We start from the raw sequence: 7,856 nt of genomic DNA on the forward strand, positions 1-7,856 counted from the left end.
TGGGGAGATGGCCAGATGGTACATTCAATTTTCTGGAGGCCACTGCCGACTCCCTACTCCCTACTCCCGATTCCCTACTCCCGACTCCCTACTCCCGACTCCCTACTCCCGACTCCCGACTCCCTACTCCCTACTCCCTACTCCCGACTCCCTATTCCCTACTGAGAGTAATATTGGCATTCTATCCTAGGAAAACGCAAACCTCTTATTGTTATTGGAAAAGTCCCATTACTAAATTTATGCTTTCAACTACTACCCATGCCCTCAAAGAATGGGCTGTTGCGGTTGATGCCTTAGAAGCGGGCAAAACGATTATGCTGTTACGCAAAGGCGGTATTCGTGAACAGGGCAACTGCTTCAGTGTGGCTCACCACAAGGTTTTACTCTACCCTACCTATGAGCATCAAAAGCCTAATTTGCTTAAACCTGACTATGGGGGAGTTGTGAAACCTGTGCCCTCAGGTTGGCATCCGGAAACTGTTCGGATTGGTAGCTGGGCGTCTATTACTGATATTTTGCCAGTAACGGAGCAATCCACTGTTGCTGCGCTGCTACCCTATCATATTTGGAATGAAGAATTTGTGAGTGAGCGTTGGAAGTGGAAGCCACGTCAACCTTTATATGTACTGCTTTTGCGTACTTATCAGTTACCTGAGCCTGTGATCACTCCCTACCACCAAGAGTACGGAGGCTGTCGCTCATGGATTGATTTAGTTGAACCGATTTCTTACGAAGGAGTTGTACCAGTTTGGAATGATGGGCAGTATATCGAACAAGTTAGAGAAATTCGTAGTCTGATCGAAGATTGACTGGGGAAAAGCAGGCTAATTGCTCTGGTGGGCAGTGCACCAGACAGATAATGAAGCTTGCAAACCGCGTTGGTAGGCACTGCCCACCCTACGATTCATGACTTGCTCTGCGCATTCCCCCCAGTGCGCGCAGGGCCATAAGTGGATAACCTCGAGAACAGCTTAATAGGTCTGTCCTATTTCATAGCCTTCTAGGTAAACTGGACTGTCGCTAGCTTCGGCTTGTCTTTCCAGACCGGCTAGGAGTCCTTGATTAAATAAAACGTATTCGATTGTGTTTGGGCTATAGCAATTGTATTGATAAACTAGGGTGGATACAGAGTAGGCTATATGATCAAAATTTCTAGACATAATGGGTTTGCCTCCAATAGATAGATTGATAGAGCTGCGGTTTTAGGGGTGATAAGATTGTAAGTTGCAGCTATGCTTACAGAGTAATACGGGGAATATATCCGAGACATTACCCACGTGGGTGATTTTATTGTGGCTAAGGAATTGGTAAGGTATAGCAGAAGTCAGAAGTCAGAAGTCAGCGCTCAGCAGTCAGCGCTCAGCAGTCAGCAGTCAGCCCTCAGCGCTCAGCAGTCAGCCGTTGGCCAATAGCGACTCAAGTAGCCTGCGCGTAGCGCATAAACTGATAGCTGATAACTGATAACTGATAGCTGATAGCTGATAGCTGATAGCTGATACGCGATGTTCCTTTGGAACCGCTTCGCGAACGCAAAAATCCAAAGGAGTCAAAGAACTCTAGCTATTGATATCAATAACTCTATAAAATAATCTCTGTGCCGTTTGTGCCAGAGTGATATGCCGACTAATTCCTCGACCTCCTTTTCCCCAGAAGAGATTGCTGCTGAAGGCTTAACCCCTTCTGAATATGAAGAAATTGTCCAGCGCCTAGGACGTCATCCCAATAAAGCTGAACTGGGAATGTTCGGTGTGATGTGGTCGGAACATTGCTGCTACAAGAACTCCCGTCCTCTACTGAAGCAATTTCCCACAGAAGGCAAACGTATTCTAGTTGGTCCTGGAGAAAATGCTGGTGTTGTAGACTTGGGTGATGGGCTACAACTAGCCTTTAAAATTGAATCCCACAATCACCCCTCAGCGGTAGAACCGTTTCAAGGAGCTGCTACCGGAGTAGGGGGGATTTTACGGGATATTTTTACCATGGGAGCTCGCCCCATTGCGGTCTTGAACTCTCTGCGCTTTGGGACTTTGGATAATGCCAACACTAGACGATTGTTTAATGGGGTAGTAGCAGGAATCAGTCACTATGGCAATTGCGTGGGTGTCCCTACTGTAGGGGGTGAAGTTTACTTTGACCGGGCATACACTGGTAATCCCTTAGTCAATGTCATGGCTCTGGGACTGATGGAAACTCCGGAAATTGTTACCTCTGGAGCCTCTGGAGTTGGAAATCCTGTGCTCTATGTCGGGTCCACTACCGGTAGAGATGGGATGGGAGGGGCAAGTTTTGCTAGTGCGGAACTTACGGATCAATCCCTAGATGACCGTCCAGCGGTGCAAGTGGGGGACCCGTTCCTAGAAAAGTCTCTAATTGAAGCCTGTCTTGAGGCATTTCAAACCGGTGCAGTAGTAGCTGCTCAAGATATGGGAGCGGCTGGCATAACCTGTTCGACTTCAGAAATGGCAGCTAAAGGGGGCTTGGGTATTGAGTTCGATTTAGACCTGGTGCCAGCGCGAGAAACCGGTATGGTGCCTTATGAATACCTGCTGTCGGAATCCCAAGAACGAATGCTGTTTGTTGCTCACAAGGGTCGAGAACAGGAACTGATTGATATTTTCCACCGTTGGGGACTCCATGCTGTGGTAGCAGGTAAGGTAATCGAGGAACCTTTGGTCAGGATTTTGTTCCAAGGAGAGGTAGCAGCAGAAATCCCAGCTACTGCCCTAGCAGATAATACTCCAATTTATCAGCGGGAGCTATTGACAGAACCACCAGACTATGCATTGAAGGCTTGGGAATGGGATGGAGAATCCCTCCCTCCCTGTAATGTTAAAGGTATTGAGATTAACGGCAAGCATCACACTTGGAATGACATCCTAGGTCAACTCCTAGATACTCCAACTATTGCGTCGAAACGTTGGGTTTATCGCCAGTACGACCACCAAGTCCAAAACAATACCTTAATTCTGCCAGGAAATGCTGATGCTGCGGTGATTCGGTTACGCCCACAAGGGTTGAAGGTTGAAAGGTTGAATGTTGAAAGGTTGAATGTTGACAGGTTGAATGTTGTTCGCGAAGCGTGGCCGAAAGGCCAAGGTTCAACCGAAACTAACCTACCCTACGGGAACGCCAAAGGCGAACAACCTGCTAACCTTCAACCTGCTAACCTTAAACCGGCTAACCTTCAACCTGAAACTAACCTTCAACCTGAAACCAACCTTCAACCTGCTAACCTTCAACCTACTAACCTTCAACCTGTAACCTCTAATGCTGGTGTCGCCGCAACGGTGGATTGTAATTCCCGTTATGTTTATCTTGACCCCTATGAAGGGGCAAAGGCTGTGGTAGCAGAAGCAGCACGGAATCTGAGCTGTGTGGGTGCAGAACCTTTGGCAGTAACCGATAATCTGAATTTTGGTTCTCCTGAAAAGCCTGTGGGTTACTGGCAACTGGCCTCTGCTTGTGCAGGAATAGCAGAGGCTTGCCGGGAAATGGGCACTCCTGTGACTGGGGGGAATGTTTCCTTGTATAACGAAACCATTGATAGTGACGGCAATCCTCAGTCGATTTACCCGACGCCAGTGGTGGGGATGGTGGGATTAGTTGCTGATATTACTAAAACCTGTGGTCAAGGTTGGCAAGCTGAAGGGGATTTAATTTATTTATTAGGATTGGGGACTAAATACTGGGAAAATAGTCAATCCCAAATTAAATCCCAAATTACATTAGGCGCTTCGGAGTATCTGGCAACGATTCATGGTATGGTTGCGGGTAAGCCACCAGTAGTGGATTTTGATTTAGAGCGTCGTATCCAAACCGTAACGCGAGAGGGTATCGGTCAAGGTTGGGTAAATTCTGCTCATGACTGTGCTGAAGGAGGATTAGTGGTAGCTTTGGCTGAATCCTGCATCGCAGGTAAGTTGGGGGCAGAAATTACTCTAGGCTATAGCTCCGAGTCGCTAGACCTACGCTGGGATGAAGTGCTATTTGGTGAGGGGGGGAGTCGGATTCTGGTGTCTGTGAGTCCTCAACAGCAAACAAGTTGGGAATCTTATCTACAGCAACAGTTGGGGGATGAGGGATATTGGCAACAACTGGGTGTTGTTCAAGGGGAAAATGCTGGTTTACGAGTACTGGCGGGAAATGGTCAGTGTGTGATTGAGATGACAGTTCAGGAGATGTGTGATGTTTGGGAAAATGGGATTGAAAGGCGTTTGAGGGTTTAGGAGGGAATCGGGAATCGGGAATCGGGAATCGGGAAACAATCTTGTGTACCTTATTATTATGAGAACCGGTTCGCTATGTTTCTTTGGAACCGCTTTGCGAACGCGATCGCAATGTTTTTTAAACACGTTCAACAGGAATTGGCTGGATAGTTATTGGCCCAGAAGGGCTTTGATTCAGCATTCCTAAATGAATTGAGAGAATTTTGATCAAAAGTTCCCTATTCCCTACTCCCTGTTCCCTGTTCCCTGTTCCCTGTTCCCTTTGCTATAAGATAGTCAGACGTTTTGAGGAGGAAAGCACAATGCCCTATGTTACTAGTATAGAGCGCCTTGCTCGTAAAGAGGGGATAGAAGAAGGCATTCTCCAAAATAGTCGAGAGACTCTTTTGGAAGTTCTTCAGGTACGATTTGAGGATTTGCCAAGGGAGTTGGTTGATAAAATTAACCAGATTGAGTCGGTCTCTGTGTTAAAAACCTTGCATCGACAAGGAATTACTATTGCTTCTCTCAAAGAGTTTCAGGGTTGGCTTGACCAATTGCTGTCTGTTGAGGAGAACAGGAAGCTTCATTAGTGGTGTAAGCATTCAGCTGTCTGCTGAATGCTAGGGAGTCTTTATTTAGTATAATTAGATCAACGAATTTTTTGGTTATATTGGCCTAAATTATTATCCCCGATTCCCGATTCCCGATTCCCGATTCCCGATTCCCGATTCCCTTAATTTTATGGATAATGATATTGTTTTGTTTCTAGCTACTGTTGGTTTACTGATCCTGTATCTGGTATTTTCTGCCCTAACTGAGATGGGTACCAAGTTTCCTTGGAAGAAATAGTTAATGGGTTTTATCAAGTGGTATAGCGCTACGCTTAGCGTCAGAAGTCAGAAGTCAAAAGTCAGAAGTAAGCTATGAATAAGTTTCGTAATTTAGGAATGTCAAACACCTTAATGCGTAGTGCTATATAGTAAATAATCTGGGTATCCCTTTTTGTGTAAGAAGTTTAGGACTAAGGAAATAGCAAGAGGTCTACCCAGTTTTATTGAGTGCTACGTCTATTGGACAATAAAATTCTGGAATGTCTGAACGTCGAATTCGATCCATGGAAAATATCTCAGATTAATACCGTAAAAATTTAATAGGAACCCCAAAAGTAATTTCCCGGAGATTTTGGGTTATCACTGCGTAAAAATTCATCCATCAAGGTAAAAAGCTCTTCCTGAGAGATATGTCCATCACTATTCAAATCGAGTTTGCAAAAATTTTCCCTTGCCCAACTAGCATCAACACCATAGGCACTGACCAAATCTACATACTCTTGCTGACTAATTTCTCCATTGTCATCCTCATCAAGTAAAGCAAAAAAGACATCACATTGCAAATGAATAAGGGGTTCATAGGCATCTGAGTGAATCAGATTGTCGTAATACTTAAACCATTCCTCAAGGGTGATTTCTGCATCCCTGTTTTGATCAGCCAAACTCAAGTTATTCCAGATGGACACCAAGATAGAACGCAGATAGGCATATTGCCAAGAATTAGGTTTTAGCCCTCGTGAAATAGCCAGTTTATTCAAAATCAGATGAAAATCATCTTGGTTGAGAGTTCCACCTGAATCAGCATCGATATTGTTGAATAATGTTGTTAATTTTCTTTGTTGTAATGCGGTTAACATTTTCAAGTAACCTTGGATTAAAATTTATGGTTTTTCAGTTTAATATGAGTAGCTTATTAGTCTAAAAAAAATCCTTAAAAACGACTTATTTTACTGTAGTTTAACCTATAAATTGAAGGACTGAGCGCGCCCGGAGTTTTGACTTAGACGACACCTTGCTACTCTTACTTCCCATGATTTTATGGTCTAGAAAACTAAGGTTTCTCACTACACAGAGAATTATACTGGATACTTGACATTGATTACAAGTTAAAAGGTAAGGCATTTTGTCAATACCTCCAAGTAGAGAAATTAACCTTGAGCATTATTAACCTAAGCATAAGTTTATAGCTGAACGCGCATTAGCTTACGTTGATAAACTTCCTCGCTTGTTCTGTTCCCGCTCGATGGCTTCAAACAAAGCACGAAAATTCCCTTCTCCAAAGCCCTTGGCCTGAAAGCGGCGCTCAATGATTTCAAAAAAGAACGTAGGCTTGCCAAAAATGGGCTGGGTGAAGGTTTGAAGTAACAAAGCTTGGGGAAACTCTTGCTGCCAATCTACTAAAATTTGTCTGGTAGCAATTTCTTCCCATTCTGCTGTTGGTAAAGGTAAATTAGAGCCGCCTGGTCTTTGCCGCAACTGGCTGTAGTAGCTGGAAGGAACTTCAATAAACGGCAAACCTCGACCACGGAGTTGAGCGATCGCTTCTACTATATTGCTAGTTCTAAGAGCAATATGCTGGATTCCTGCTCCACCATTGAAATCTAGAAATTCTTGAATCTGAGAATTAGCAGACGTTGGTTCATTGATCGGCAACTGCACCTCACCAGTGGAATTAACCATGACCTGAGAGTATAAACCAGACTGTTGTGTCTTAATATAAAATATTTGTTTTGGGCAAAATCCTAGCACTTGTTGATACCAATTTACTGCCCGCTCTAACTCACCAGCCGCTACATTAAGTACCACATGATCAATGGTAGTGAACATGGTCTGAAGATTGTTATTTCCCCGGTTTTCCTCTGTACTAAGGGAGGGTACCTTACCATCAGCAGTATTCGTGATCCAGTTCAACTGAGCCGGGAAAAAGGATTCCTCACAGATGCCATCCCGCTCCACGAGGGTATGAACCAGAGAACCCCAGGAGGTGATTCTACTCCACTTTAGCCGTCCCTGTCTTTGCAATTGCTCCTGAGGTAATTTTACCACTTGGTTTCCTTGAGCGATCGCATTCTCAATCACTGCTTCGAGGTCTTCTACAAGAAAAGCGATGTCAGCCACCCCAGGAGGATGTAGACGCAAAAACTCAGCAATAGGACTTGTTGATGTCAGAGGTGAAGAGATAACAAAAGTGATTGAGCCACTTTTGACAACTTCTGTGTAGGTATGGTGACTACTGCCACTAGCGACCCGTTGAAAGCCAATAATGTTGACTAACCAATCAGAAAAAACTGTAGCATCTTCAACATAGAAATGAACATGATCAATTTTCATGGGTGACATCTAGTTAAAGAGCTTATACTGTTTTTAATGTTGCTATTTTTAGAAAATTATACCAATTTGCAGTGGGGAAAAGAGGATTACAGATATTTTACATATCTGAGTGGGTAAGTCATGGCATTTTCAGCTGATCTGACTTTTATCACTCCCCACACCTCCCACACCTCCCACACCTCCCACACTCCCCTCTCTTTCCCGATTCCCGATTCCCGATTCCCGATTCCCGATTCCCCTGAGATGGCCGATTTGCTTTGCGTGACTCGCGTAGCGTGGCCATAGGCCAATCCCTAAAGCGCGGAAGCTTTGCGTGACTCGCATCTGCTGGTAATACCTCTAAGGCAGACATCTGCATTGTTCCAGCCAGATAGTTGAAACTTGAGACTTGAAACTTGAGACTTGAGACTTGAAAATCCTACCTTTGCGCATTCGCGAATTCTCTTGAATTCCCAATTCTTAATTCTTAATTCTTAATTCTTAATTC

General features: G+C 44.5%; 10 protein-coding genes. 6 read left to right on the forward strand and 4 right to left on the reverse strand.

What is annotated here, in order from left to right:
• The first annotated feature begins 7 nt into the window (after nucleotides 1-7).
• Nucleotides 8-190 (forward strand): hypothetical protein, encoded by a 183-nt coding sequence (locus F6J94_RS26075; RefSeq protein WP_293045500.1) that lies wholly within the window; start codon nucleotides 8-10, stop codon nucleotides 188-190.
• A gap of 49 nt (nucleotides 191-239) precedes the next feature.
• The gene (locus F6J94_RS26080) at nucleotides 240-809 is read left to right on the forward strand and encodes a DUF1802 family protein (protein ID WP_293045503.1); all 570 of its coding nucleotides are present in this window, start codon (nucleotides 240-242) and stop codon (nucleotides 807-809) included.
• A gap of 162 nt (nucleotides 810-971) precedes the next feature.
• Here F6J94_RS26080 and F6J94_RS26085 read toward each other — a convergent pair whose 3' ends face one another.
• Nucleotides 972-1,160, reverse strand: a complete 189-nt coding sequence (locus F6J94_RS26085; protein WP_075901464.1) for a hypothetical protein — start codon at nucleotides 1,158-1,160, stop codon at nucleotides 972-974.
• A 117-nt stretch (nucleotides 1,161-1,277) separates the two neighbouring features.
• On the opposite strand from F6J94_RS26085, the gene F6J94_RS26090 reads away from it, so the two are divergent.
• The 3 genes from F6J94_RS26090 to F6J94_RS26100 all read left to right on the forward strand — a co-directional run bounded on the left by F6J94_RS26090 (nucleotide 1,278) and on the right by F6J94_RS26100 (nucleotide 4,798).
• Entirely contained in the window at nucleotides 1,278-1,412 is a 135-nt protein-coding gene (locus F6J94_RS26090) for a hypothetical protein (protein ID WP_293045508.1), read from the forward strand.
• 204 nt (nucleotides 1,413-1,616) lie between these two features.
• Nucleotides 1,617-4,226 carry a phosphoribosylformylglycinamidine synthase subunit PurL gene (gene purL / locus F6J94_RS26095; RefSeq protein ID WP_293045511.1) on the forward strand — a complete coding sequence of 870 codons (2,610 nt, stop codon included), beginning with the start codon at nucleotides 1,617-1,619 and terminating at the stop codon, nucleotides 4,224-4,226.
• Between the two features lie 203 nt (nucleotides 4,227-4,429).
• Nucleotides 4,430-4,798, forward strand: coding sequence for a hypothetical protein (locus F6J94_RS26100; RefSeq protein ID WP_229415385.1), 369 nt, complete (start codon nucleotides 4,430-4,432; stop codon nucleotides 4,796-4,798).
• 93 nt (nucleotides 4,799-4,891) lie between these two features.
• Here F6J94_RS26100 and F6J94_RS26105 read toward each other — a convergent pair whose 3' ends face one another.
• From F6J94_RS26105 to hppD, 3 genes are all read right to left on the reverse strand, one after another.
• Nucleotides 4,892-5,074 carry a hypothetical protein gene (locus F6J94_RS26105; protein ID WP_293045515.1) on the reverse strand — a complete coding sequence of 61 codons (183 nt, stop codon included), beginning with the start codon at nucleotides 5,072-5,074 and terminating at the stop codon, nucleotides 4,892-4,894.
• A gap of 281 nt (nucleotides 5,075-5,355) precedes the next feature.
• Nucleotides 5,356-5,895, reverse strand: a complete 540-nt coding sequence (locus tag F6J94_RS26110) for a hypothetical protein (RefSeq protein ID WP_293045518.1) — start codon at nucleotides 5,893-5,895, stop codon at nucleotides 5,356-5,358.
• 346 nt (nucleotides 5,896-6,241) lie between these two features.
• A complete protein-coding gene (hppD, locus tag F6J94_RS26115; RefSeq protein ID WP_293045521.1) occupies nucleotides 6,242-7,369 on the reverse strand; it encodes a 4-hydroxyphenylpyruvate dioxygenase in 1,128 nt (375 codons plus the stop codon).
• Nucleotides 7,370-7,489: 120 nt separating this feature from the next.
• Here hppD and F6J94_RS26120 point away from each other — a divergent pair, with 120 nt between their 5' ends.
• The gene (locus tag F6J94_RS26120; RefSeq protein WP_293045524.1) at nucleotides 7,490-7,654 is read left to right on the forward strand and encodes a hypothetical protein; all 165 of its coding nucleotides are present in this window, start codon (nucleotides 7,490-7,492) and stop codon (nucleotides 7,652-7,654) included.
• Nucleotides 7,655-7,856 lie beyond the last annotated feature (202 nt).

Source organism: Moorena sp. SIO1F2, assembly GCF_010672755.1.
Lineage (GTDB): Bacteria > Cyanobacteriota > Cyanobacteriia > Cyanobacteriales > Coleofasciculaceae > Moorena.